This is a genomic window from Marinilactibacillus sp. XAAS-LB27, assembly GCF_036039175.1.
Classification (GTDB): domain Bacteria; phylum Bacillota; class Bacilli; order Lactobacillales; family Carnobacteriaceae_A; genus Marinilactibacillus.
Window position 1 is genome coordinate 160,806 of sequence record NZ_JAYXKP010000005.1, and the last position, 26,432, is coordinate 187,237.

Sequence of the window (26,432 nt, forward strand, 5' to 3'; positions counted from 1 at the left end):
AATTTATTTAAATACATTCCCATAATAACATACAGACGACGTTCAAAGTAAACGTATTCATTTTACTTTGAACGAATTTGTCCCTAATCTCTTCTTGAGAATTTGTTCAAAGTATATCACAGTTTCTAAAATGAAGACAAAAAAGCAGAAACGCCATCGAACCAGCGTTTCTGCTCTATATGACCTCACCAGAGGGAATCGAACCCCCAGCTTGAGAACCGGAATCTCAGGTGTTATCCATTACACCATGGTGAGTGATGACTCAATTAACTAGTTTACTTTAAAGTTACGGTTAAAACAAGGTGGAATCCCGATAAATTCTTTTCAGGATCCCTCTTTTTAAATTAAGCCGGATATTCTTTTAGTTCTTCCGCCATTTTATTTAATTTTCTAAGACGATGATTGACACCAGATTTGGATACGCCACCGTTAGGCACCAGCTCTCCAAGCTCCTTCAGACTTACATCTGGATACTCTACTCTAAGCAAAGCAATTTCTTGAAGTTTATCAGGTATAGAATCCAGTCCGACCATTTTGTCGATCAGCTTGATATTCTCGATCTGCTTTCCTGCTGCATCAATCGTCTTGTTCATGTTCGCATTCTCACAGTTTACAAGTCGATTAACAGAATTTCTCATATCTCTGACGATTCGTACATCTTCAAACTTGAACATACTTCCTGTCGCGCCAATAAGAGAAAGGAAATTCGCGATTTTTTCTGACTCTTTCAAGTAAACGATATGGCCGTTTCTTCTTTCATGTGTACGACCGTTTAATTCAAATTCTTTCATCATATTACAGATATCTTCGTTGTGTTCTTCGTAGCTAGAATGGATTTCTAGATGATATCGACTGGTACCCGGACTATTCACAGATCCTCCTGCTAAAAAGGCACCTCTTAAATAAGATTTCGCTTTTTGTCTATTTTTCGTAATTTCTTCCGGAACGTGACCATGATAAAGCATTCCATCCATAATACCTAGTTCAGATAAAATCAATTTACTTCCACTTTTCAATCGAACAATATAAACATTATTTTTCTTTAACTTCATTTTCTTACGAACAAGCAATTCAGACTCTACATCAAAGTTATCTTTGATTAATGAATAAATGCGTCTAGCAATCGCTGCATTCTCTGTCTGCACGTTCAATAAGAATTCTTGATTCACTATACTTAATGTTCCGTTCATTCGAATCAATGCGGCAAGTTCTGCCTTAGCATGTTCCGGATGAACTTCAAGCATCGTTAATTCTTTTTTTACTTCAGCTGCAAATGACACGTTTTCTCTTCCTCTCTTGCCAACTCCATCATCTACGGTTAAAATTTCAGAAAAGCTCTTTGTGCGTTAAATGCTGTCCTAAAGATTTCTTCTGCTACTTTTTCACCGTTATGATAAACGCCTTTGTTTCTATACTCCAAAAAATCATCCGAAATAATAATCGGAACTTCTTTTTGCATACTCTTGAAATCATGCTCTACTTGGAGTAAATTTTCTGTGGATTGAATGTCTTCAACGTATTCATCGGGCACTTTGCCAATATTCGCTAGAGCAATATCCACAAATTTTTTCCCTAAGTGTTTGTGCAATACTTGAATATGTTCTGCATCAGAAAGATTTTCTGTTTCACCAAGCTGTGTCATAATATTACAGATATAAACCACTTTGGCTTCCGTATTCATAACAGCTTCTCCAAGATCAGGAATCATCAGATTGGGTAGGATACTCGTAAACAAGCTTCCTGGTCCTAAAACCACCATATCCGCATCCATGATGGCAGAGACCACTTTACGGCTCGCCATGATCGGGTGCGCTTCTCCTACACAAGAAAGTGCCACGTAGTCGATCATCTTACCTTCTTTAGCAATTTTGGATTCTCCTTTTTCAGTAGAACCGTCAACATATCTTGCATTCAGAATTAATGGTTCTTCTGCTGCTGGGTACACATGCCCTTTTACCTGCATCATTTTAGCAAGCAACTGAATGGCTTCATAGATATTACCCTTCATATCTGCTGTTGCAGAAATAATTAGATTCCCAATTGAATGACCTGCAAGTGTTTCGTCATCAGTTTTGAAACGGTACTGAAAAATTTCTTTAAACGTTTCTGGGATTTCAGATAATGCGATCAGGACGTTCCTCAAATCACCTGGTGGCACAGCATTGATGCTCTCACGTAATGCACCACTGCTCCCTCCATCGTCTGCGACAGTCACGACCGCTGTTACATCAGCATCTTTTTCTTTTAAACTTTTTAAAACGACTGGCAGCCCTGTTCCGCCACCAATCACGACAATCTTTGGTCGTCTTTTTTTCTGTTTTGAATTCATCATGATCGAACGGTAGACTCCTTTGTCTTATCTTTATCCCGGTGAGTGATATGGACCAGATATCCATCAGCCTGGATTTTATGTCCGAGCCTTTCAGCAAGTGCAACTGAACGGTGTTTCCCACCAGTACAGCCTATTGCAATCGTAACACTACTCTTTCCTTCTCTCTTATATCCAGGAAGCGAATAGTCTAACAATTCAGCAAATTTCTTATAGAAAGGTTCTGTCTCGGGTTGTTGCATCACATAATCATAGACTTTCTTGTCTAATCCCGTTTGTGGTCGTAATTCTTCGATATAGTGCGGGTTCGGTAGAAAACGGACGTCCATAACTACGTCAGCATCAATTGGAAGTCCATATTTGAAACCAAAAGATACCATTTCAACTCTAAACATTTCTTTTTCTTTTGTTTTAAAATTACTGATTAATTCTTCTCTTAATTGTCGCGGCGTCAAATTCGATGTATCAATGACAACTTGCGCTCGTGTTTTAATGTCTTCAAGTAATTGACGTTCTTTTCTAATGCCATCAATCGTTCGTCCACTTGTGGCTAAAGGATGTGATCGACGTGTTTCTTTGTAACGAGAAACCAGTTCTTTTTCTGTGGCTTCCAAATATAGAATCCGAGTCGTAATATGTGGACTATTTTCCACTTTGAGGATCATTTCTTTCATTTGATCAAAAAAGTCTCTCATTCTCAAATCCATAACTAGAGCGATTTTTGAAAACTGCCCAGACTCTCTGACTAAATCCCAGAATGTCGGAAGTAAATTTGGCGGCATATTATCTACACAGTAATAGCCCATATCTTCAAAACTTTGCATTGCTACAGTCTTACCTGCGCCACTCATACCTGTAATGACTACGAGTTCGATGTTTTCTGCCACTTGCCAGCACTCCCTTTAGTTTGTTCCTTTTTATCATCAAAATAAAGTGACTCATTCTATTTATTATAACATTCCGGGTGTGTCATGTATACAGTATAGCGAAACTATTCTAAAAAGTATAAAAAGCAGCTAACGTACTGACTCGTACGCTAGCTGCTTCTCTGGTAACTCATTTGTTATCTATTCAATTCATTTATATGAAATTGGATATGCTTTTTAATAAATGTCGCAATTGTAAAGTAACTATGATCATGACCGACTTCTGCTTGATACTGAACGTTTTTACCTTCCGCAGCTTTCAAGAAAGTGTCTTCCTTTAACTGCTCATCGTAAAACTGATCATTTGTTCCTTGAGTGATCAGTAGAGGCGGTGCTTGCTCTACTTGCTTGATTAGATAGGTTGCATCCCATTCTTTCCAAGATTCTTCATCTGTCCCAAGATACGCTGAGAAAGCCTGTTGGCCCCATGGCACCTCACTAGGTGTCATGATTGGCGCAAAGGCCGATATCGCTTTAAACCGCTGCGCTTGTTTCAATCCCAGTACCAATGCACCATGACCACCCATCGAATGTCCCATAATACTTTCTTTACCTGAAAAATCAGGAATCAGGTGATGAACGATTTCTGGTAATTCTTCTGTAAGATAAGAGTACATTTGATAATGTTTTGCCCATGGTTCTTGTATAGCATCAATATAAAATCCTGCACCTTTACCTAAATCGTATCGATTTTCATCTGGGACATCTTCCCCTCTCGGAGAAGTATCTGGAATAACCACTGCAACAGCTTGATCAGAAGCAGCTTTTTGAAAGCCACTTTTCTGACTGAAGTTGTCATCTGTACAGGTCAATCCTGAAAGCCACCAAATTAACGATGTCGGCTGTTTTTCAGAAGCTTCAGGCAAATACAAGCTGAATACCATATCACAGTTTAGAACTGTAGAATAATGACTGTATTTGCGCTGTTCTCCTTTAAATACTCTGTGCGTTTCAAGAAGTTTTATCGTCATTCTATCACTCTCCATATGTCAAAATCGTACGGATAGATTCTCCTTTGTGTAGTAACTCAAAGGCTTCATTGATTTCACTGAATTTCAAATGGTGGGTAATAAATGAATCCAAATCAATATCTCCATTCATATAGTCATCAACCATACCTGGTAACTCTGAACGTCCTTTGACACCACCAAAGGCAGAACCTTTCCAGACTCTTCCGGTTACAAGTTGGAATGGACGTGTATGAATTTCTTGTCCAGCACCGGCAACCCCAATAATGATGCTCTCGCCCCAGCCTTTGTGGCAAGCTTCTAGTGCAGATTTCATTACTTCTACATTTCCGATACATTCGAAACTATAGTCTACACCACCGTCAGTCATTTCAACGATGACTTCTTGAATCGGTCTATCGTAATCAGCTGGGTTGATAAAGTCTGTTGCGCCCATGTCTTTTGCTAGTGACCACTTATCTGGGTTCATATCAATAGCGATGATACGCTTAGCATTTGCTTTTTTCAGGCCTTGGATCACGGCTAGTCCAATAGCACCTAATCCAAATACAGCTGTTACTGCATCTTCTTCTACTTGAGCTGTTTTCTCTACAGCTCCAATACCCGTTGTAACTCCACAACCAAATAAACAAACTTTGTCTAACGGTGCTTGCTCATCTACTTTAACTAAATTAATTTCATTGACGACTGTGTATTCACTGAAGGTACTGGTTCCCATATAATGATAAACAGGTTCTCCATTGTATGAAAAACGTGTTGTACCATCTGGCATCAAACCTTTTCCTTGCGTTTCACGAACAGCTCCGCACAAATTTGTTTTACCTGAAAGACAGAATTTACATTCTCCACATTCAGGGGTATAAAGAGGAATAACATGGTCCCCCGGTTTAACAGAAGTGACATTTTCTCCTACAGAAACGACTTCTCCTGCACCTTCATGTCCAAGCACTGAAGGAAAAATTCCTTCCGGATCTTGTCCAGACAGTGTGAAAGCATCTGTATGACAAACGGACGTATAAAGAATCTTGACCATAACTTCATTTGCTTTTGGTTCTTCAACATCTAATTCTACGATTTTAAGTGGTTCTCCCGGACCGAACGCTACGGCTGCTTTACTTTTCATAGTGAATACCCTCTTTCTATTTCTTTTATATCGTTCTGTCTAATTGTATTGTATAATACAGTCAATGTGAATACTGACATTTTTGTCACTACACTAATTCCTCTAGTAGAAAGGATTCAATCACATGATAGAGTATAAACATAAATCATTTCCTACTAGCAAAGATCTCGCTTTGTCAGTTGTGGGCGGCAGATGGAAAATCAGTCTGATTTGGGCTCTTTTGAACCAACCTTCCTTAAGGTTAAGCGAACTCCAGAAAACATTTCCCGACATCAACCAACGAATGCTGATTCGCCAGTTACGGGAACTGGAAGAAGACCAGATTATTTACCGTACCATCTACCCTGTAGTTCCACCAAAAGTCGATTACACACTGACCGATATCGGACGTTCTCTAGAACCAGTGGTATCTGCCATCTGCTCTTGGGGAGATGATTATGCTGATTTTCTTGAAACAAATAAGCTGACAACTGAAAAACCAGGCAGACCCTAAATCAGCGGTTTCTGCCTGGTTTTTTTCGTAATCTTTGTCTTTATTAAAATAAACAGTTCAACTGATTATTTACCATCATAGGTACTTCTACCCATTGCTTGATACATACTACATTTTTGAGTTTTACCTGATGCAAGCAATCCAATACCGATGATTCCTAATACTTTCCCAATACCTTTTGCGAAAATTAAGTTAGGGACTAGTGCTGCTCCAAATACGATGCGGGCAATACTTTCCATTTCTCCAACATTCTTGTCCATAAGTTCACTTCCTTTCATTCTTATAAGGCTATACGTTGATTATAAAAGACTTGTGGATATTCCAAAAGAAATACCCCTCAAGACATCTTTATTTACTGGAAATTCTCGCTTATAATTTGAGTAAACTGATTTTGATTAACAAAACCCCTAGGATAATCTGATTTTCAACAGATTATCCTAGGGGTTAATTGGTGCATTTATTGACCATCTACAATTGATTGAATGGCTTTTTCAAATGATTCAATTTTCTCTTCCACAGCTACTCCTGAATCATCAAAGGCAGCGATATAGAATTTAATTTTAGGTTCTGTACCTGATGGACGTGCTGCAATCCAGCTAGAATCAACTAAGCGATATTTCAACACATCTGCTGAAGGCATATCGATTGTCTCTACTTCTCCATCACAGTTTGTACGTTTACTTGTTTTGAAATCTTCTATTTCTTGAATCTTGATTTCTCCGAAACTAGTTGGAGAATCATTTCTCAATGAATCCATCAAGTCATTGATTTTTTGAGCACCTTGAATGCCGTCCATTGTGATTGAAATGGTTTTTTCTTTGTAGTGTCCGTGCTCGTGGTAAAGATCTTGAAGTGCATCAAAACAGCTATATCCAAGTTCTTTATGGTATGCAGCCATTTCAGCACACAAAACAAGCGCCTGCATGGCATCTTTGTCGCGTACGAACGGTTGAACAAGATAGCCGTAACTTTCCTCAAAACCAAACATAAACGTATTAGACTGATCATTTTCAAAATGCTTGATCTTTTCAGCGATAAATTTGAATCCTGTTAGAACATCAATCGTTTTTACACCATTTTTTTCAGCAATGGCTTTAGGCAAATCACTTGATACGATTGATTTCAATATAACGCTATTTTGAGGCAAAATGCCCGTTTTACGATGCGCTTTTAATATATAATCCAGCATCAAACTTGCAATCTGGTTACCTGAAAGAACTTCGTATTGTCCTTTTGCTGTTCTAACGGCCAGTCCCAAACGGTCTGCATCCGGGTCAGTTGCGATTAGCAAGTCTGCATCTACTTCACAGCCTAATTCAATCGCCATTTCAAAAGCTGCCGGATCTTCAGGATTCGGTGATTTAACCGTTGAAAACTCAGGATCTGGTTCAGCTTGTGCTGGTACTAAATGCACATTACGGAATCCAGCTTGTTTCAACGCTTTTTCTCCAATCATCTTTCCTGTACCATGAAGCGGCGTGAAGACAATTGTTAAATCTTTCGCGACTCTTTCAATCAAATTAGGATCAATCGTTACGGTCTTCATAGCTTCTAAGTATGCTTTATCAACATTCTCTCCTATGATTTCCAGTAATCCTGAATTTGACATTTCTTTTTCATCTGCTACTTCAATAGACAACACATCTTCTACACTTCTAACAAGTGAAGTCAGTGCATCTGCTTCTTTAGGCGGTAATTGTCCACCGTCTTCTCCGTAAACTTTATATCCATTATATTCAGGAGGATTATGACTAGCAGTGATCATAATTCCAGCAGCAGCTTGAAGATGACGAACGGCAAATGAAAGCTCAGGTGTCGGACGAAGACTTTCGAATACATAAGCCTTGATTCCATGTGCACCTAGTGTTTTTGCTGATTCAAATGCGAATTCTCTGGACATATGACGTGAATCATAAGCAATCGCAACGCCACGTTTTTTAGCCTCTTCGCCTTGTTCTTTTTCAATAAACAATGCAAGACCTTCAGTCGCTTGACGAACAGTGTACACGTTCATTCGGTTGATCCCTGCGCCAATGATCCCTCTCATACCTGCTGTACCAAACTCCAGTGGTGCGTAGAAAGCATCCTCTAGTTTCGATTCGTCCTGTTCATTTTTTTCTAAATCTTTCAGTACGTCGGAATCTAAATCAGTATAGTTTTTCCAAGTAGTATAAGTATCCTGCCAGCTCATTTTTAAAACCTCTCTTTTTAGTCATTTTATTTTTTATATTGATATAATTGTACCATTTTTGTTTATATTATGCATGATATTGACATAAAAGGCTTTCATAACAACTTTCATTATACTAGTTTGTATCGTATTTAACAATAAAAAAAAGTACAAAAATAGCATGTGCGACTGTCGCCGACCACTATTTCTGTACTTTTAAATTGTTCTCTATTCACTTTTTTAAATGCATGTGATTTATGCGTGTATTTTTTCAAGCTGTTCTTTAAGTTCTTCAACATATTGGAATGCAGCATTTCCGGCAATTGATCCATCGCCAACGGCTGTAGCTACTTGACGCAAGACTGTTTTACGGACATCTCCAATAGCAAAAATACCCGATACTTTTGATTCCATGTTTTCATCCGTTTCGATCCATCCTTCTTCATCTGTAATACCTAAAGAACGGAATTGATCAGAATTAGGTAAAATTCCGATATAAATGAAGGTACCTTGTGCTTCGAGAGTTGAAACATCCCCTGTTTTAAGATTACGAATACGGACGCCACTAACTGCTTGGTCTCCTTCGATTTCTTCGATAACAGAATCCCATACAAAGTCGATTTTTTCATTTTTAAATGCTCTATCCTGAAGGATTTTTTGAGCACGAAGAGAATCTCTTCTATGAACAATGGTTACTTTGCTTGCAAATTGAGTCAGGTAAGTTCCTTCTTCAACAGCTGAATCGCCTCCACCGGCAACGACAACATGTTTACCTTTAAAGAATGCTCCATCACAGACCGCGCAGTATGATACGCCTCTACCGTTGAATTCTGCTTCTCCAGTTACACCAAGCTTTTTATGCTCAGCACCTGTAGCCAAAATGATCGAACGTGTGCGAAAAGTCTTGCTTGAAGTAACGATTTCTTTGTATTCTTTGCCATTGATAATTTCCTGAACATCTCCATAAGCATATTCAGCACCAAATTGTTGCGCGCCCTCATACATTTTAGTTGATAAGTCAGGTCCTAAAATACTACTAAAACCAGAATAATTCTCAATTTCAGCAGTATTGTTCATCTGTCCACCTGGCAGTCCACGGTCTAACATCAAAGTTGATAGATTAGAACGTGAAGCATAAAGTCCAGCAGTTAATCCTCCTGGACCAGCGCCGATAACAATAACATCATATATTTTTTCAATAATTTCCATTTAGAGAGCCCCTCTCACTTGTTCTTATACTTATTATAGTAGAAATCGAGTCTTTTATTCCACTACACTGACTTACTTTTAGTAAGTTTTAATCTTTGTGATGATTTTCTGTCATTTGTTGTTCAATCATTTTCTTCATCTCATCAGCTTCATCAGAATAGGTTCCATTCTGTCTGGAAGCTCTATACACATCCAGCATAGCTTCCGCTGTTTTATAATCATTAAGATGAATATAGTTCGTTGCTTGAAAGAAGTAAACGTCATAATACTTTTCGGATTCTTTTTCTAAGACTTCATTGAGTACGGCAATAGATTCTTCGAATCTGAAAGAATGCTGGTAAATCAAAGCTAACTGTACTTTCCCAAATATTCTTTCATCTTTATTTTCCGCAAGACTGAGTCCAGTTTTAAAATGTTGTTCCGCTTTTTTTAAGTCTTTTTTTTCGTAAGCAATCATTGCCCGTCCATAATAAGTTCTGGCGTTTGGAATGAGTGAAATAATCTGGTGTTCATTCGCTTGTCTCATACAAGACACTCCCCTCATCAACAATCAAAGCAACTCTATCAATGGTATAACTTTTGTACCTGATTGTAAATAGATGTATTTGAAAATATTATATTGACAGTTTTAAGATACATCTATTATATCAGATACACAGATATTTTAAATCTATCGATCTATTTTCGTATAAAAAACATTGCCCGCTTCATTAAGCAGGCAATGTTTCAATTAAGATTATTTTGATTTCTTGTCTTCTAATTCATGTGATTCAGCGTCCATTTTTGTTTCTCCGCCACCGTTTTCCAATTCTTTTGCTAGTTCAACAATATAGCTTCTCAAGTTATCTTTAACTTGTGGATGTGTCAAACCATATTGAATCGTTGTTTTCAAGAATCCGAATTTATCGCCGACATCAAAACGATCGCCTTTAAATTCTTTTGCAAAAACGCGTTGTGTCTTGTTTAACGCATCAATTGCGTCTGTCAATTGGATTTCTCCACCAACACCTGGCTCTTGTTTTTCAAGTAAATCAAAGATTTGTGGTGTTAATAAGTAACGACCAATAATCGCCAAATCACTTGGAGCATCTTCTGGTTGAGGTTTCTCTACAAATTTACGAACATTATAAAGACCTTCTTCAGCTTCTGCTTCAGGATCAATGATTCCGTAACTAGAAGTTTCTTCGTGTGGCACACGCATAACAGCAATATTAGATGCATGTGTTTTTTCATAACCTTCAATAAGCTGTTTAGTCAATGGCACTTCATCAGCCATGATATCGTCTCCAAGCATGACTACGAAAGGCTCATCGCCAACAAATGCTTTCGCTTGAAGAACTGCATGTCCTAGTCCTAGTGGATAAGATTGTCTAGCGAAGTACAAGTTCAAACCAGTTGTTTCTTCAACAAGTTTTAATAAGTCATGCTTCCCTTTAGCTTTAAGACTTTCTTCAAGTTCAGGGTTAGAATCGAAGTGATCTTCAATTGGACGTTTAAGCTTTCCGGTAATGATCAGAATATCTTCAATGCCTGAAGCAATGGCTTCTTCAACGATAAACTGAATCGTTGGTTTATCCACGATTGGAATCATTTCTTTTGGCATTGCTTTAGTAGCTGGAAGAAAACGTGTTCCATATCCTGCTGCAGGAATAATCGCTTTTCTAACTTTTTTCATTTCTTTCTTCTCCTTTTCCCTTTTCATACTGTTCTCCTTCATATAACAAAATTATGTAGAAAGGCTCTCGCCCTCCTCCTACATTTGAATCTTTTAAACACATTTAGATACTACACTCAATTACATTGTGGACATAATGGGATATCAGAGATTATTCTGATTTTCCTTCTCGCTGCATTAAATTTAGTATAACATATTTTACTTCTGCATCACTATAAACTACTTTATAGATAGCTTCTGTGATTGGCATGTCGATTTTATACTCTTGAGCAAGTTCGTAGGCAGCTTTTGTAGTAGAAATCCCTTCCACAACCATACCCATTTCTTTTAAAATTGTCTCTACTTGCTGTCCTTTTCCGAGTAAATTTCCAGCTCTCCAGTTTCTGGAGTGCGGACTTGTACAAGTTACGATCAAGTCACCGACACCGCTAAGTCCCATGAAGGTCAAAGGTTCAGCTCCCATAGCGACACCTAGTCTGGTGATTTCTGCAAGCCCTCTTGTGACCAATGCAGCCTTAGCATTATCTCCAAAGCCCATTCCGGCAATCGCTCCGGCTCCTACGGCTATGATGTTTTTTAGTGCCGCACCAATTTCAACACCTATTATATCTTGGTTTGTATACACTCTGAAATAGTCATTTAAAAATAAAGTTTGAACCGTTCTTGCGCTCTGTTCGTCTTCACATGCTGCTGTTATTGTCGTTAAATCTTCCGCCATGACTTCTTCAGCATGACTAGGTCCAGATAAAGCAACGACTGCTGTTCTATTCGCAAAAGAAATTTCTTCTTCCAGTATGGTAGAAATCCTTTTATGCGATACTTGTTCTAGTCCTTTTGATGCATGAATAATGAGCTTTGGACTAACGGTGACGTCGTTGACTTGTTTAGCCAAGTCTCTAATTGCCTTTGTTGGCACGACGAACACGATAACGTCTGCTGCTTCTACTACCAACTTAAGATCGGTTGTTGCTTTTAAGTTTTCAGGTAACGTTGAATTTGGAAGGTAGGACTGGTTCGTATGATGTTCGTTGATTTCATCAACTTGAGTTTGATTACGACTCCAAAGATTTACCTGGTGTCCATTTTCTAGAAGAACTTTAGATAAAGCAGTCCCCCATGATCCAGCTCCTAAAACAGCTACTTTTGTGTTCACTGTTTAGGTACCCCCTCTAACTCCCCAATCGCATCCAGTTGCTCTTTGGAGCTCCCTAAAATTAATTCTGTTAACTCTGACATATTCTTCACGCTGTAAGTAGGATTGTAAGGTGCAATTTCTGCAGTGGTCTTTTGAGACCATTCTACAAATACACTTGGGATTCCTGCATTTGTGGCAGCTTCAATGTCATGATTGTTATCGCCAATCATAATCGCTTGATTATGATCAACATTTAATGCTGCAAGAGCTCTATATACGGGCTCAGGATTTGGCTTAAAATACGTGTAGGAATCTGATCCAATAACGACATCAAACAATCCTTGTAGTCCCAGGACTTCAATACCTCTTTCAATCATATCATTACGTTTAGTTGATACAACTGCTAATTTCACACCGCTTTTTTTCAACTGTTTCAATTCCTCAGATACTCCATCGAATAAAGAAATCATACCATCGTGCAGATCAGAATTAAGCGCACGGTAACGCTGAATGATTTCTTCTGCTCGGTCGGGAATTAATGTTCCATAAACCTCTGTAAGAGACGGTCCATTGAATTGTCGAACCGAATCAAGTGTATATTCCCCTGGAAAAAGTTCTTCTAAAATCGTCAGGTGTGTACGGTTGATCAACTCGTTCGAGTTGGCAAGCGTGCCATCGAAATCAAATAATGCTGCTGTATATTCCAAAATAATGTCCTTTCTAAGCTACTATATCTTTATTTTTTAAGTTTAGATTTTTTCTTTTTTTCTGCAAAGGTTCTTTCAGGTAGCATACCTTCTGTGTAATAAGGCGGTGTTGGATAGGCATAAAATCTTCTGTAAAGAATCAGCGATACCGCAACGATCAGTAAGACACCAGAAAGCACTTGAGAAACACGTAAAGGTCCGATGTATAAACTATCTGTCCGCATCCCTTCTATCCAGATACGACCCAAACTATACCAGGCTACGTATCCTAGCGCCGTTTCTCCTCTTCTTAGAACGCCATCTTTACCACGGACGACCATTAAGATGATAAAGCCAACCAAGTTCCATAGAGATTCATATAGGAAGGTTGGATGGTAATACGTGCCTTGTATGTTCATTTGTTCAATAATGAAATTTGGTAACATCAATCGTTCTAAAAACGACCGTGCAACTTCTCCACCATGAGCTTCTTGATTCACAAAATTTCCCCAACGGCCAATTGCTTGAGCAATCATAACGTGAGGCGCAAGAACATCTAGTAAAAGCCAGACAGCTATATCTTTCTTTTTGGTATACCAGACGAGCGTTGCAAATCCTGCTAATAGCCCCCCATAGATTGCGATACCGCCTTCCCATATATAGAATATGCGGATAGGGTCCTGAAGGTAGACATCCAGCTCAAAGAGCACATAGTATAGCCGCGCACCGATTAGACCAGCTGGAATGATCCGAAAAGCCAAATCGACTATAAAGTCTTCTTCGATTCCTCTTTTCTCACCTTCTTTGATACTCAACCAGACGGCAACAAACATACCGAATACAATAATGATTCCATACCAGGCCACTCTTAATGGCCCAAATTGAAAAGCAATCGGATCAATCGCTCCTAAACTAACGTTCATAACATTGAATCCTCCATACTATATATCCTGCGAATTTTTCTTGATCAACTGTCCTAAATTACGTTCAAATGTTTCGGTAGCATCATATCCCATTTGTTTCGCTCGGATATTCATTGCAGCAATCTCAATAATAATTGATAGATTTCGACCGATACGAACTGGAATAGATAACTTAGGCACATCTACGTTAAAGAACCTCATATTTTCAAGATTGTTCCCCAGTCTATCGTACTGACGGTTACGATCCCAATGCTCTAAATTCATGACCAAATCGACTGTTTTGCTCGAACGAATTGATCCGACACCAAATAAATTCACTACATCAATGACTCCAATTCCTCGAATTTCAATTAGATTACGCAGGATTTCAGGTGGCTCACCGATAATACGGTTCTCATCCATCATGTAAAGTTCAACACGGTCATCAGCAACTAACCGATGCCCCCGCTGAACCAGTTCCAAAGCGGTCTCTGATTTCCCAATTCCAGAATCTCCAATAATTAATACACCCATACCGTAAATATCTACTAATACGCCGTGTTGAGAAATTCTTTCTGCCAGTCGTTCTTCCAAAAAGTTTGTAACATTAGAAGAAAGTCTAGTTGTTGGTCTAGTAGAGACTAGAACAGGAATTCCTTTTTCTGAAGCTGCCTTGATCAGTTCTTTTGGTGGCTCCTGATTTCTTGAAACTAAAAATGCCGGAGTATCTCCCTGGCACATTCTTTTCATGATAATATAGCGCTCATCACTTGTCATACGCTCAACAAAAGACAATTCTGTTCTACCTAATAACTGTATTCTGTTTTGAGGATAAAAACTAAAATATCCCGTAAGTTCCAATGCCGGTCTGGATAAATCACTGATGGTGATTTTTCGTTCAAGATGCTCTTCTCCGACGACGACATGAATATCATTCATTGCTTCAACTAATTGTTTTATTGTAACTGTGTTCGCCATGTTAAGCTCCTTTACTACGATTGAATGCTTATACTAAAACGTTTTGCATCGAACCATGATTTTATAAGATTTATATACTTTTAAAACGAATCAAATTTTACTTATAAAATGAATAAGCACTTACATCATATCACAATTGATGTACGGTTTATAGTGAATAAATCAAGAGAACGATACATAATCATGCAATAAAAAAACCTTCAGAATCAGCTAAAGAACTGACTCTGAAGGTTACACTTAATTTGTCTTGCCTCTTGAAGCTAGTCTTCTTACTCATATCCGCTGCTGAAAAATGCATTTAATGCAGACACGACCAAGGCAACAATCAGTGACATACCGAAAGAACTAAATTCGAATCCACTCACCAATGATGCAGTAAACCAAAGCATTAAGCCATTAATCACGAAGTAGAAAAGTCCTAGCGTCAAAAAAGTGATCGGAAGGGATAGAATCACTAGAACGGGTTTAACAAATAAATTCAATCCAGCAAAAACTACAGCTGCAATTAAAGCCGTTTCCCAAGTCGCAATTCTAAATCCATCCAGAAATCCAGCTAACGCTAGAAATATAATCGTGTTAGCAAGAATTTTTTGCCACCATTTCATAATTAAAAGTCACTCCAGTCATCCTCGTCCACTTTTTCAGCTTCTTTTCTTTGCGACGGTTTAGCGTCAGAAAACGGATTAGGACGATCTTTAAATGTATGGTAAGTTCCTGATTTTTTAGAGCTTTTACCATCAGGCATTAGCAAAGCAGCAAACAGATATAACGGAACAGTTAGACCTACTCCTGCAAAAGTTGCGACAACTACGATGACGCGTAAGAGTACTGGGTCAACATTAAAATATTCTCCTATGCCACCCAAGACTCCGAAAATAACCGAATTATCTTTAGATTTTCTTAAATTTCCCATTGTACTGAACCACCTTTAATTTGATTAAATTTATGCTTCGTCTGTATCTTTCAAAAGAATATTACCAGAAGTTGTCTGAGCTGTCAGTTGAAGTGCTTTTCCTTGTCTGATTCGATTGAATTTAAGCTTTGTGTCTTGTTTTGACTGTACATCAATATCAGATAATCTTGATTTCACTACTCCAAAGACTGTTTTTGCTTCGCCTTCGATATCCAGTTCTTTTGGAATAGCGATTTTGACGCTTCCGTTGACAGAATTTGCTTTGATACGTGTCATTTCTTTGTTGTTCAACGTCAATTTAACGTCTCCATTAGTAGTGGATACGTCTGCACTTAACGGTGCTCCATTAAATACGATTGAACCACTGACTGTGCTGACAAGAAAGTCTCTAATATCAGAGTCTTGAACTTGAACCGTTCCGTTTGTTCCTTTAACTTCTAACATCACCGCGTTTGTATCTTTGAACGTCATATTTCCATTCGTAGATTTTACGAACACGTCTTTACCTTTAAATGATTTGAATTGAACATCACCATTTAGCAGCTTGATAGATGTGTAATCATAAACACGCTTAGGTAAAGAGATTGTAACGATGGCTTCTATACGTTTATTCGGAACGTGGAAGACAAATTTATCTTCGTCCAGTTCAATTTGACTGCGTTCTTCAAAAGCTTCTAATGGTGTTTCTTCCTCTATTTTACCATAAAGTTTAACTTTTGCAGAAACCTTGATTGTGTCATCTGAGCTTGTTTTAAGTTTTAGTTTACCATTTGCTAATTTAAAGTCTAAAATACTTGCTGTAGTATTTTCAAATGTCCACTCATGTTCAAAGTTAGTAGACGCTAGTTTAGGTACTCTGATATTAATATCTTTCCAATCAAAATTCTCAAGAGCTGAATTGAATGAGCCTTTTACAGTCTTCGCAGTATCGCTCTTCATTGTTGAAGAAACAGATTCACGAATGAATTTACCCAATTCTTTCCCACTTACTTCAAGCTGCTTCCCTGCTTTATTAAGGGTTTCAGATGCTTCATCTTTCCAATTTTCTGGAATTTCAATTCTTTCAGAAACTTGTTTAGCCTTATTGGTCCACTGTTTCATTTTAGTTGCATGAAGTTGTTTCATAACCGAAATTTTTTGTTTCTGTACGTTCTCAAACGCTACTTCTAGTTCGCTGATTTCTTCTCTTAATGTCTGCATTCTTTCAGCTGTTTCCGGCTCTTGTCTTTCTTCTAATTCTGTTAGCGCACCTTGCTTAGATTGGATGTCCGCTTTTAATTCAGCGACGGCTTCTGTGTTATCTAGTTCATCAATTTTTTGAATCAATGATAGTTCTTTTTCTAAGTTTTTTAAGTCCGTTTCGATTTCTGAACGTTCTTGACTCTTTCTTTCTTTAGAACCTTCTTGTAAGTGATAAAGTTCTGCTTTTTTATTGTCTAACTTTCTTTTTGTTTCTGACAAAGTATTGTTTACTTGATCCAGTTCAACAGAATACTGATTGATTTCAGTCGCTAAGCTTTCTAACTCTTTTTCTAATTCAGCATTGCGCTCTGCTTTTTCAACTTCTTCCGAATCTTCTGTTTCTTGATCATCCGCAGAAACAAATTCTGTTTCTTCTTCCTCATCTATTGTTTCATTGAATGAATCATTTTGATCAAATTCTTTATACTCATTTTTCTTGTTTTCTTTTTTAACTAAAGACTCCAGTAAATCTAAACCTTCTTGAGTTGAGATGACACCACTTTTAACTAATTCTAAAATTCGTTCTCTCTCTTGCATGTTTTTTCCTCCCATTCGATTCTTCACTACGTTGTCGTCAATTGGTTATTACAGTATTTTTAACTTTCTGTTAACTACAATTAGAATAGAGGTTTTCTTCTACCCGTATCTATAGTATGCAACAGATCTGAAAAAAAGTCATAGGACTTACGACTGATATTTGAGGGTTATTTTATTTAATCAAATCATACCAAGCAGACTAAAAAACCTCCAAAGGATACCCTCTGAAGGTTTTAAACGAATTAGTTTTTACTTTTGAGCTTTTCTTTGCGTTTAGTTTCTTTATCAAGTACTTCTTTAAGATAATACCCTGTATAACTTTCTTTTACTTCTGCCAAATCTTCTGGTGTACCTGTTGCAAGAATCGTACCGCCACCTGCTCCACCTTCAGGGCCAAGATCAATGACGTAATCTGCTACTTTAATGACGTCCAGATTGTGTTCAATCACTAAAACAGTGTTACCCGCTTCTACAAGTCGATCTAGTACAACAATCAATCTGGAAATATCATCTGCATGAAGACCTGTTGTCGGCTCATCTAAAATATAGAAGTTATGTCCACTTTGTCTTTTGTGCAGCTCGCTAGCTAGTTTCATTCGTTGAGCTTCTCCACCAGACAATGTTGTTGCGGGCTGTCCAAGCGTCATATACCCTAAACCGACATCGATAATCGTTTGCATCTTTCTTGAGATCTTCGGTACGTTCTCGAAGAATTCTGCTGCTTCTTCAATATTCATCTCAAGGACTTCTGCAATACTCTTACCTTTATACTTAACTTCTAATGTCTCTGAGTTATATCTCGTTCCATGACAAACTTCACAAGGTACATACACATCAGGGAGGAAGTGCATCTCAATTTTCAAGATACCGTCACCTTTACATGCTTCACAGCGTCCACCTTTTACGTTAAAACTAAAGCGACCCTTTTTGTAACCACGCATCTTCGCTTCATTCGTTTTAGCAAATAAATCTCTGATGTCATCAAAAACACTTGTATACGTTGCCGGATTACTTCTAGGTGTCCGTCCAATTGGGCTCTGATCGATATTGATAATTTTTTCAATATCTTCATATCCACTGATACTTTTGTGCAAGCCAGGTTTGACTTTAGAACGTCCGATTTCTCTAGATAAAGCTTTTCTTAAAATACCATTTACAAGTGAACTTTTACCAGATCCTGATACTCCAGTCACTGCAGTAAATCGTCCAAGTGGAAAAGTAACGTCCACATTTTTCAGATTGTTTTCTTTAGCACCTTTAATCACGATCGCTCCTAAATCTTCTGAGCGACGAACTTCAGGAACAGCGATAAATTTCTCTCCTGACAAGTAAGCACCTGTTAATGAGTTTTTGTTATGCTCGATTTCTTCAGGTGTTCCACTTGCAACGATGTTTCCGCCATGTTCTCCAGCACCAGGGCCAATATCGATCAAATGATCTGCCGCACGCATCGTATCCTCATCGTGTTCAACGACAATCAGCGTATTTCCTAGGTCACGCATATTTTTAAGTGAATCAATCAGGCGATTATTGTCTCTTTGGTGTAATCCTATAGAAGGTTCATCAAGTATATATAATACTCCAGAAAGATTCGATCCAATTTGCGTTGCTAATCGTATACGCTGAGCTTCTCCACCAGATAAGGTTCCCGCTTTACGACTAAGTGTAAGGTAATCTAACCCAACATTCTTCAAAAATCTTAAGCGATCGAGAATTTCTTTCTGAATAGGCAAAGCAATCGTAGTATTACGAGAAGATAAATCCATTTTATCAAAGAAATTGTGTGCCTCTTCAATAGAGAATCCACTAACATCTCCAATATCTTTTCCAAGCACTTTTACAGACAAAGCTTCTCTATTCAGTCTTTTCCCTTTACAAACTGGACATTCCAGTTCGGTCATATATTGAAGCATCTGATTTCTAGTGAAATCACTATTCGTTTCTTTATATCTTCTGGCAACATTCGGTAAGATACCTTCAAAGGGAATCATCGTGTCTCTGACACTACCGAAATCGTTTTTGTAGTGGAAATGAAATTTCTTATCTTTAGATCCATTTAATACAATATCTCGGTCTGCTTCAGGCATTTCTTCGAACGGAATATCTGTTTTAATTCCAAAGTGCTCACAAGCTTGTGACAGCATCTGCGGGTAATAATTCGAGCTAATTGGATTCCAAGGTATAATCGCACCGTCATCTATAGATAAAGACTGATCCGGTATAACCAAATCCAAATCAACTTCTAAATTTGTTCCAAGTCCATCACAAGCAGAACAAGCTCCAAAAGGCGCGTTAAATGAGAAGAGTCTAGGCTCCACTTTTGGTAGTGTAAATCCACACTTCGGACAAGCATAATGTTCACTGAATAATTCTTCTCTATCTCCGATAAAATCTGCAACCACAAATCCTTCTGCTAATCCTAAAGCAGATTCTACGGACTCAAATAGTCGCGAACGTATACCTTCTTTGATCACTATTCTATCTACTACAACTTCAATTGTATGTTTTTTGTTTTTTTCAAGTTCGATATCGTCTCCAATATCCATCATTTCTCCATTAACTCTTAAACGAACAAACCCTTGAGATTTGATTTTGTCGAGCGCTTTTTTATGCTGACCTTTTTTTCCTTTGATGATAGGTGCCAGAATTTGAATTTTTGTTTTCTCTGGGCTTTCCATAATCTGATCAACCATTTGTTCTACTGATTGGCTTGAGATTTCCGTACCATCGTTTGGACAAAACGGTGTTCCAATACGCGCATACATCAATCTCATGTAATCGTTGATTTCTGTGGCTGTACCAACTGTCGATCGAGGATTATTACTCGTTGTCTTTTGATCAATAGAAATAGCTGGACTTAGTCCATCAATACTATCAACGTCTGGCTTATCCATTTGCCCAAGAAACTGTCTCGCATAGGCTGAAAGAGATTCTACGTATCTACGCTGACCCTCAGCATACAGCGTATCAAACGCCAGGGAACTTTTTCCCGAACCAGATAGACCTGTCATGACAACAAATTTATCGCGTGGTATCGTTACATCGATGTCTTTGAGATTATGTGAGCGTGCACCACGAACTACAATTTTATCGTTACTCATTTATCAAATCATTCCCTCTACTAAAGTCTAGCCTGCTTCAACGAATTTCTGAATGGGGCTTATACGGTTATTTATACTTTGATGATTCACAAAACGAAGAGGTAAGCGGATTGCTCCCCTACCTCTTCTTTCTAGTCTATTATAGCACATACGTTCTCAATTGGCGAATGTTTGTTCTGCATTTCGTTCTTTTAAGATCTTACTTGTTCTTCGTTCTAATTCTGACTGATTCGTGAACTCTCCACTGATTAGATCAGGTAAAATCTCCTTAAGCAAGTACTGTACACTATCCAATTCTTTGAATTCAAGAATAGTGACCAGAGATTCCTCATAAATTTCTGTAAATAAGGATTCTGGATTTCCTTTTTGGATTTCACCAAAAGACTCATATAATAAGTCGACTTTATCGGCTACAGACAAGATTTTGCCTTCTAAGGAATCATCTTTACCTTCTTTGAATCGATTGCGATAAACTTCTTGAAATTCTTCTGGAATCTCTTGATCTATAAAATGATGAGCCATTGTTTCTTCTACTGTCGCCAATCTTTCTCTTAAATCAGGATCAGCATATTTAACAGGTGTTTTAATATCTCCAATGAAAATTTCTGTATAGTCATGATTTAACGCTTTTTCATAAAGTGAGCGCCAGTCTACTTCTTTCCCAGCTTTCTCCTCTACTGTTCCCAAAAATTGCGCAATTTTTGTCACTTTGAACGAGTGTGCTGCAACAGAATGCTCTTCATATTTGAATTTTCCTGGACAACGATTGATTTTTTCTAGATCACTTAAGCTTTTAAAATACTCATGCATTCCCATTTGATCATCTCTCTTTCTCCATTTTATATTTCTCAGAATAAATTTTCATTATATTATCAGTTAAGTTTATAAAATGCAACTTCTTATTTATTGTAATATGCTTTAATCCTATAAAGCAATTATCACGATTCAACAAAAAACCAGCCATTAATGAATAGGCTGGTTTTCTTTCTAACATCTTTGACTTGATGGATTTTTGAATATAATCGGTAGATAGACTTCAAATGTTGTCCCTTTCCCTACCTCACTAACTAATTCTATATGTCCGTTCAAATTCTCAACAAGGTATTTTACGATTGATAGTCCAAGCCCAGTTCCACCAGCATTCCGGCTTCGGGCTTTATCGACTCTGTAAAATCTCTCGAAGATTCTTGATTGTTCTTGCTGCGGAATACCAATACCATTGTCTCGAATTTTAATGACCGCTTCCTGATTCAGGTAAGTCATTTCTACTTCTACTTTTCCTTTTTCAGGTGTATAAGACACTGCATTCCCTACAAGATTCAATATAATTTGTTTTAACTGATCATGATCTACTTCTAAAGAAACTTTTTCATGATCTATTATAGAAAGTTCCATTTCTTTTAATTCTGCTTTTTGCTGCAAGATTTGGAAGACTTCTTTTACGACTGATTTAGCTTCGATAGGTTCAACATTCATTCTTACTTGTTTTTGTTCCAGTTTTGATAACTGTAAAATATCTTGCACCATTAAATCTAATCTACTACTCTCTTTCAACATGATTTCCAGGAACTCAACAAGGACTTCTCGATCTTCTAGCGCTCCATCAAGTAAAGTTTCACTAAATCCTTTTAAAGCCGTTATCGGTGTTCTTAATTCATGAGAAGCATTTGCTACAAAGTCGGTTCGCACTTTTTCGAGTCTTCTGATTTCTGTTATGTCATATAATAGTACGATAAAATTAGTCGTCCCCTGAATTCTTCCAGGTATTGGTACGATATTAGTATCCACAATTCTTTCGTCTTGCAGGAACAGAGAAATCTCTCGATTTTGAAGTTCGTTTTTTTCAAAAGCCGCTTCAATCAATTGATTTAGTCCGTAACTTTTAAAGACTTCTAGGTAACTATGTCCTATTTTTCCGTAAAGATTTTCGCCCAATATCTCATTCATAATCGGATTGACCATGGTGATTTCTCTATTTTCATTCAAGACCATGACGCCGATGACAAGATGATTAATCAATTCGCGCATCCGTTTGTCATTCTGCTTGATTTCCTGCATTTGTGACTCCAGATTTCCGGCAAGATCATTGATTGTTTCTCCAAGATCATCAATTTCATGATAAGAAGTCGATCGGTAACGCGTACTATATTTCTGGTGAGACAACTTATTGGTTATCTGTTTGATTTCTTCAATAGGATCGCCGATTCTTCTAGTCCAGTAGTAAGTGAACAGTACTGTAAGTAAAAGTGAAATCCCTATAAAAACCAGTAAGAATCGAATCAACTCATCTGTAACACCCGTCATTTCTTCTACTCGTTTTGATAACCTCAAGATCCCTACAGTTTCCCCGTCCGTACTCAACAAAGGGGCTGCAGTATAATATCTTAAGTCTTCTGTGCTCGTACTGACACGGTCATACGTACTTATACCGTCACCATTTAAAATCGATTGAATTTCTGGTCGATCCAAATGATTTTCGACTGTGTCCTGATTGGCATGCGAATCGTAGATTACACTTCCCGAAAGATCTATAAGTGTAATTCTTTCAGAAACAGCTTCTGCTGCTTTTTCGAGTCCTGTCATCAACTCATCTAAATCCTGTTCTGAATCGATTGTATCGTTTAACTGACTTTGCAGCGTAACAAGTTGTGCCTTTAGATCTTCACCTTGTTGTTCCAGACCTTGTTGTACAAATACATTCGAAGAAATGTAGAAGAAAATAATGGAAAACAAACCAAATACCGCAAGGAAAAAGAGAAGAATTCTTCCTCTTAACTGTTTCATTTGGGTTCCTCAAGTTTATAACCAAAGCCTCTGGCTGTCTTAATATATTGAGGATTCTTTGTATCTTCTTCTATCTTTTCTCTTAAATGACTAATATGAACATCTACGATTCTGGTTTCACCTGCAAAATCATAATCCCAAATCGCATTCAACAACTGCTCTCTACTCAAGATTCGATTTTGACGTCTTGCCATATAAAGAAGTAAATCAAATTCTTTAGGTGTGCATTCAATGGCTTCTCCCTTTAAACGAACTTCATACTGTTCAGGGAAGATTTCGACATCTTTAAGAACAATGGATTTTTCAGGCTCACTTTGAGACTCTGTTTCAACTTCACTGATTTTCTCATATCTTCTGAAAATGGCCTTCATACGTGCAAGGACTTCTCTAGGACTGAAAGGTTTTGTCATGTAATCGTCTGCTCCAATTTCAAGACCAATAATTTTATCGATCTCAGAATCTTTTGCAGTCAACATGATAATCGGTGTATCTACTTTTTCTTGTCTAAGCCCCTTACAAATATCAATTCCGTCTTTAGATGGTAACATTAAATCTAGAATAATCAGATCATATGAACCTGTACTCGCCATTTCATATCCTTCTTCTCCATCTAAAGATGCTGTAACTTGGTAACCTTCTTTTTCTAAATTATACGATAACAATTTGACGATCGACTGTTCATCTTCGACAATTAAAACTCTTTTCATAGTTTACAATCCCAATCCTTTCGTATAAAACTAGTTTGATCAATAGAATGTTTACCTTCTATTCTGAACTGATTATTTAACAAGTTTAATTTCTTCAAGCGTAATTAACCCAAGATCATGTGGATCATCTTCATAAATAGCTGTTTCTGACAAGACGATTTCATTATCGATTCTGTTTACCTTCAAATGGCAGTAGGCGCGATTTGAGAATAACGCTTCGTTTAAATCTTCTATTGTATGAAGCTGTCTCTCGTTACATTCTAAAAGCGCATCTCCAATGCCCACACCCATTTTTTCAGCAGGGCTACCCGGTCTAATGGCGATGACTCTCAAACCTTGTTCAGCTGGACCAAAGCGGAAACTCCACTTCTGCTCACGCTTACGGTGACGGTACAGTACGAATACTCCACCTATCATAAGTACAAGCAATCCAAAAATCGCAAATTCTTTCAACCAAAATGTTAAAGCGAATAAAACCATTCCCGCTACTGACAAACCTAGAAAATCTTTTAGCAAACGTTCTTTGGCTTCTTTAGGTATTTGAGCCTGAACTGTATATCTCAATCCCATTAAAACTGGCAGTAAGAAAAAGGAATAGGTCTGGTTACCTACAGAAAAAACTGGCCACCAGTCAAAGAAAGGTCTAAATCCTTCTCCTGGAATAACGAGTAATAAGGGTACGAGCCAAAAAGGCGTCATACGATATTTCGCAACTAGTTTCCCTCGTTTTGTTGCTAAAAATCTAGGGATAAATTTAGACAGATTTCCTGTCTGGAGAACCAGTACAGTGCTTAATAATAATAATAACGCAATAATAAAGCTCACTTGAGTCAATTCGTACGCTACTGGCAATCCTTGATTCAGCGGGCTGTACCAGTTCTCAGGCATTGAGAAAAATTGATTTGTAGTGACTTCAAAATAAGTCAAGGCAAGTAGGACCAAGCTAGTGACTGAGAAAGTGAATATAGGATGAATAAATCGGTAACCCAATCCCAAGGATAAGATCGTAACGATCTGGTAAAGTATGATCCAGTCAAGTGTAACAGGCATCCCTGCAAACACCGTCAGCGCCGATAATAGGAGCCCAGGAAGAAGTCCCCATACTAAAAATCGTTTGATTTCAAAGTTGTCTTTATAGATTGTCGCTCGTAGTTGCTTACGGTCGTAACTAATTCTTCTACTTTTTGCTAACAGAACTAATGCTACACCAACTAAAAATAGTGGCTGAATAAAAAATAGTCCGAAAGCGAGTAGTAAACTTTGCAGTATATTCATTTAATTTACACCTTTCTTATTTTCTTTCATTATTATTTTAACACATCTTATGAAAAAGTTATGCAATGGATTGAATTTATCAGGTGATATCATCTTCAGTCTGTAAAGGACTTTTTGATCAAATCACTCTATGCTATACTGTTTAGAATAGGTCCAATTCAGTTAGTATATTAAAGGAGTGAACTAAATGAAACTATTACAGCAATTTGGTTGGATTTTATTTTATTCTGTGCTTGGTGAACTCCTCTCATACCTTATGCCTTTTGCCGTTCCAGGAAGTGTGATTGGTATGATTTTATTGTTTTTATCTCTACATTTCGGCTTACTGAAAATGGAAAAAGTAGAAGCTGTAGGCACCTGGTTAACGCAAAATATGGCGATTCTATTTGTGCCGGCTGCAGTGGGTTTAATGATTCACTTTGAACTGATCGCTTCTATTTGGTGGCAGATTGCAATCATTTCATTGGTTTCAACTTCAGCTGTCATGATTATTGTTGGAAAAACAATTGAGATTTCAAAAAAACGAAGACACCCTAGTAGTCCAAAAGAAACTGAGGAAGCTTAATGAAAGAAATACTTACGAATACGCCTATGTTCGGTCTATTACTGACCATTGTGGCTTACACTATAGGGCATCATTTACACAATCGTTGGCCTTACCCTATTTTTACTCCGTTGATATTTTCTGTTATTACAATTATTAGTCTACTGATTCTGTTTGATATAGAATATGAAACGTTTTTACTCGGCGGAGAATTTATTCATACGTTGATTACGCCTGCTACAGTTTCATTAGCGATTATACTAGAAAAAAATTTCCGCTATCTGAAGAAGCATTATCCTTCTATCTTGTTAGGTGTCGGCATCGGTACGATCGCGCATACACTTGTCATCTTATTCTTTATGATTTTATTCAAATTTGATCAACAAGTTTTTGCTTCTTTTTTCTCGAAAAGCATTACCACTGCTATTGCGATTAGTGTTTCAGACTCTCTTGGTGGGATAGAATCCTTAACCATTACGTTGGTTATTGTAACTGGAACTTTAGGTTCGGTGCTCGGACCGCTACTTTTCAAGCTGACTCATATTACAGATCCAATCGCTCAGGGAGTTGCGCTTGGAAGCGGTGCACACGCTATGGGTACATCTAAAGCTATTGAACTGGGAGATGTTCATGGCGCAATGTCTGGACTTTCCATCATCCTGACAGGTATTGCTTACGTCTTACTAGCACCTTTAACCAATTTTATGTATTATCTTTCGTTTTGATTTTTAGACA

The 26,432-nt window shown here is 37.7% G+C and carries 25 protein-coding genes; 3 read left to right on the top strand and 22 right to left on the bottom strand.

From position 1 onward, the window contains the following. Positions 1-344 precede the first annotated feature (344 nt). The 5 genes from whiA to VXN63_RS08170 all read right to left on the bottom strand — a co-directional run bounded on the left by whiA (position 345) and on the right by VXN63_RS08170 (position 5,346). Positions 345-1,280, bottom strand: a complete 936-nt coding sequence (gene whiA, locus VXN63_RS08150) for a DNA-binding protein WhiA (RefSeq protein WP_225743329.1) — start codon at positions 1,278-1,280, stop codon at positions 345-347. Positions 1,281-1,318: 38 nt separating this feature from the next. Next, the gene (locus VXN63_RS08155) at positions 1,319-2,329 is read right to left on the bottom strand and encodes a gluconeogenesis factor YvcK family protein (protein ID WP_327757567.1); all 1,011 of its coding nucleotides are present in this window, start codon (positions 2,327-2,329) and stop codon (positions 1,319-1,321) included. After that, positions 2,329-3,216: an RNase adapter RapZ gene (rapZ, locus tag VXN63_RS08160; protein WP_327757532.1), complete on the bottom strand. Its 888-nt coding sequence runs from the start codon at positions 3,214-3,216 to the stop codon at positions 2,329-2,331. Before rapZ ends, VXN63_RS08155 begins: the two co-directional genes overlap by 1 nt. 176 nt (positions 3,217-3,392) lie before the next feature. After that, on the bottom strand, positions 3,393-4,226 hold the full coding sequence (gene fghA, locus VXN63_RS08165; protein WP_327757533.1) for an S-formylglutathione hydrolase: 834 nt from the start codon (positions 4,224-4,226) through the stop codon (positions 3,393-3,395). 4 nt (positions 4,227-4,230) lie between these two features. Beyond that, on the bottom strand, positions 4,231-5,346 hold the full coding sequence (locus VXN63_RS08170; protein ID WP_327757534.1) for an S-(hydroxymethyl)glutathione dehydrogenase/class III alcohol dehydrogenase: 1,116 nt from the start codon (positions 5,344-5,346) through the stop codon (positions 4,231-4,233). 124 nt (positions 5,347-5,470) lie between these two features. Here VXN63_RS08170 and VXN63_RS08175 point away from each other — a divergent pair, with 124 nt between their 5' ends. Then, complete coding sequence (locus VXN63_RS08175; RefSeq protein WP_327757535.1) at positions 5,471-5,839, top strand: winged helix-turn-helix transcriptional regulator; 369 nt, start codon at positions 5,471-5,473, stop codon at positions 5,837-5,839. Positions 5,840-5,904: 65 nt separating this feature from the next. Here the strand turns inward: VXN63_RS08175 and VXN63_RS08180 are convergent, their stop codons facing one another. The 17 genes from VXN63_RS08180 to VXN63_RS08260 all read right to left on the bottom strand — a co-directional run bounded on the left by VXN63_RS08180 (position 5,905) and on the right by VXN63_RS08260 (position 25,153). After that, positions 5,905-6,099 (bottom strand): YgaP family membrane protein, encoded by a 195-nt coding sequence (locus VXN63_RS08180; RefSeq protein ID WP_327757536.1) that lies wholly within the window; start codon positions 6,097-6,099, stop codon positions 5,905-5,907. A gap of 197 nt (positions 6,100-6,296) precedes the next feature. Continuing rightward, on the bottom strand, positions 6,297-8,030 hold the full coding sequence (locus tag VXN63_RS08185; RefSeq protein WP_327757537.1) for a phospho-sugar mutase: 1,734 nt from the start codon (positions 8,028-8,030) through the stop codon (positions 6,297-6,299). A 234-nt stretch (positions 8,031-8,264) separates the two neighbouring features. After that, positions 8,265-9,218 (bottom strand): thioredoxin-disulfide reductase, encoded by a 954-nt coding sequence (gene trxB, locus VXN63_RS08190; RefSeq protein WP_327757538.1) that lies wholly within the window; start codon positions 9,216-9,218, stop codon positions 8,265-8,267. Positions 9,219-9,306: 88 nt separating this feature from the next. Continuing rightward, positions 9,307-9,744, bottom strand: a complete 438-nt coding sequence (locus VXN63_RS08195; protein ID WP_327757539.1) for a hypothetical protein — start codon at positions 9,742-9,744, stop codon at positions 9,307-9,309. Between the two features lie 210 nt (positions 9,745-9,954). Next, the gene (galU, locus tag VXN63_RS08200) at positions 9,955-10,893 is read right to left on the bottom strand and encodes a UTP--glucose-1-phosphate uridylyltransferase GalU (protein ID WP_327757541.1); all 939 of its coding nucleotides are present in this window, start codon (positions 10,891-10,893) and stop codon (positions 9,955-9,957) included. Between the two features lie 151 nt (positions 10,894-11,044). Next, complete coding sequence (locus tag VXN63_RS08205) at positions 11,045-12,046, bottom strand: NAD(P)H-dependent glycerol-3-phosphate dehydrogenase (protein WP_327757542.1); 1,002 nt, start codon at positions 12,044-12,046, stop codon at positions 11,045-11,047. Beyond that, on the bottom strand, positions 12,043-12,735 hold the full coding sequence (locus tag VXN63_RS08210; RefSeq protein WP_327757543.1) for an HAD-IA family hydrolase: 693 nt from the start codon (positions 12,733-12,735) through the stop codon (positions 12,043-12,045). Before VXN63_RS08210 ends, VXN63_RS08205 begins: the two co-directional genes overlap by 4 nt. A 29-nt stretch (positions 12,736-12,764) precedes the next feature. Further along, positions 12,765-13,637 (bottom strand): prolipoprotein diacylglyceryl transferase, encoded by an 873-nt coding sequence (lgt, locus tag VXN63_RS08215; RefSeq protein ID WP_327757544.1) that lies wholly within the window; start codon positions 13,635-13,637, stop codon positions 12,765-12,767. Between the two features lie 18 nt (positions 13,638-13,655). Further along, positions 13,656-14,594 carry an HPr(Ser) kinase/phosphatase gene (gene hprK, locus VXN63_RS08220; protein WP_327757545.1) on the bottom strand — a complete coding sequence of 313 codons (939 nt, stop codon included), beginning with the start codon at positions 14,592-14,594 and terminating at the stop codon, positions 13,656-13,658. Between the two features lie 269 nt (positions 14,595-14,863). Then, the gene (locus VXN63_RS08225; RefSeq protein ID WP_327757546.1) at positions 14,864-15,199 is read right to left on the bottom strand and encodes a phage holin family protein; all 336 of its coding nucleotides are present in this window, start codon (positions 15,197-15,199) and stop codon (positions 14,864-14,866) included. 2 nt (positions 15,200-15,201) lie between these two features. Next, positions 15,202-15,507: a PspC domain-containing protein gene (locus tag VXN63_RS08230; RefSeq protein WP_327757547.1), complete on the bottom strand. Its 306-nt coding sequence runs from the start codon at positions 15,505-15,507 to the stop codon at positions 15,202-15,204. Positions 15,508-15,537: 30 nt separating this feature from the next. After that, on the bottom strand, positions 15,538-17,286 hold the full coding sequence (liaX, locus tag VXN63_RS08235; RefSeq protein WP_327757548.1) for a daptomycin-sensing surface protein LiaX: 1,749 nt from the start codon (positions 17,284-17,286) through the stop codon (positions 15,538-15,540). Between the two features lie 242 nt (positions 17,287-17,528). Then, positions 17,529-20,387, bottom strand: a complete 2,859-nt coding sequence (gene uvrA / locus VXN63_RS08240; protein ID WP_327757549.1) for an excinuclease ABC subunit UvrA — start codon at positions 20,385-20,387, stop codon at positions 17,529-17,531. Between the two features lie 156 nt (positions 20,388-20,543). Continuing rightward, positions 20,544-21,203 (bottom strand): HD domain-containing protein, encoded by a 660-nt coding sequence (locus tag VXN63_RS08245; protein ID WP_327757550.1) that lies wholly within the window; start codon positions 21,201-21,203, stop codon positions 20,544-20,546. A 171-nt stretch (positions 21,204-21,374) separates the two neighbouring features. Then, on the bottom strand, positions 21,375-23,171 hold the full coding sequence (gene pnpS / locus VXN63_RS08250) for a two-component system histidine kinase PnpS (RefSeq protein ID WP_327757551.1): 1,797 nt from the start codon (positions 23,169-23,171) through the stop codon (positions 21,375-21,377). Beyond that, entirely contained in the window at positions 23,168-23,878 is a 711-nt protein-coding gene (locus tag VXN63_RS08255) for a response regulator transcription factor (RefSeq protein WP_327757552.1), read from the bottom strand. The genes pnpS and VXN63_RS08255 overlap by 4 nt, the downstream gene beginning before the upstream one ends. A 72-nt stretch (positions 23,879-23,950) precedes the next feature. Next, complete coding sequence (locus tag VXN63_RS08260; protein WP_327757553.1) at positions 23,951-25,153, bottom strand: PDZ domain-containing protein; 1,203 nt, start codon at positions 25,151-25,153, stop codon at positions 23,951-23,953. A gap of 187 nt (positions 25,154-25,340) precedes the next feature. On the opposite strand from VXN63_RS08260, the gene VXN63_RS08265 reads away from it, so the two are divergent. Both VXN63_RS08265 and VXN63_RS08270 read left to right on the top strand, forming a co-directional pair. After that, complete coding sequence (locus tag VXN63_RS08265; RefSeq protein ID WP_327757554.1) at positions 25,341-25,718, top strand: CidA/LrgA family protein; 378 nt, start codon at positions 25,341-25,343, stop codon at positions 25,716-25,718. Continuing rightward, positions 25,718-26,422 (top strand): LrgB family protein, encoded by a 705-nt coding sequence (locus tag VXN63_RS08270; RefSeq protein WP_327757555.1) that lies wholly within the window; start codon positions 25,718-25,720, stop codon positions 26,420-26,422. The genes VXN63_RS08265 and VXN63_RS08270 overlap by 1 nt, the downstream gene beginning before the upstream one ends. The last annotated feature ends 10 nt before the right edge of the window (positions 26,423-26,432 follow it).